The sequence below is a fragment of the Thermus sp. FJN-A genome, from assembly GCF_054655095.1.
Window position 1 is genome coordinate 1 of the sequence record NZ_BAAHSC010000171.1, and the last position, 665, is coordinate 665.

Here is a 665-nt window from a genome sequence, read left to right on the forward strand (position 1 = left end):
CGACCCCTACCACCTGGCCTTAGCCGTGGTGGGCCCGGATGGAAACCTGAAGCATCACCTCACCCTCTCCCTGGAAGAAGTGGACCGGGCTCACAACAGGGGAGCGAAAGAGCTCGCCCTCTGGAAGATCGCCCACGAGGTCATAGCCCTGGCCCTGAAGGAAGGCGTGGCCATCGCCACCGAACGCTTGAAGTATCTCCCCAAGGGAAAGAGGGGAGACGGCTCAGGCAGGGCCTTCAGGCGGACCCTGCACCGCTTCGCCTACCGCTCCCTCCTCAGGAAGGTCCACTCCTTGGCCAGGAAGAAGGGCGTCCAGGTGGTGGAGGTGAACCCAAAGGACACCTCCACCATCGGCATGCTCAAGTACGCCCCGCAGCTTTCCCTGTCCAAGGACGTGGCCGCCGCCTACGTGATCGGGAGGAGGGCCCTGGGGTTCAGGGAGAAGCTTCCCGAGGGGTACGAGAAGCTCCTGAAGGACGAGGCGTTCCTGGCCCACGCCCAGGGGTTCTACCGGGCTAAAGCCGAGGAACTCCGCACTCAGAAGAGAAACGAGCGTGACAAGTCCCGCGGGGACAGCCTCTCCCGTGAGCTCAAGAGGGCTCAGGGGTCCCTGTCCCTGCTCTCAAGCCTTCAGGGCTCGCCGGGCGGCCGGGACGGGTTTACCG

At 64.7% G+C, this 665-nt stretch carries 1 protein-coding gene; it reads left to right on the forward strand.

The features are described 5' to 3' along the window. Positions 1-665 (forward strand): IS200/IS605 family accessory protein TnpB-related protein (locus ACYQ0J_RS05320; protein WP_460171147.1); only part of this gene is annotated, 665 nt, incomplete at both ends.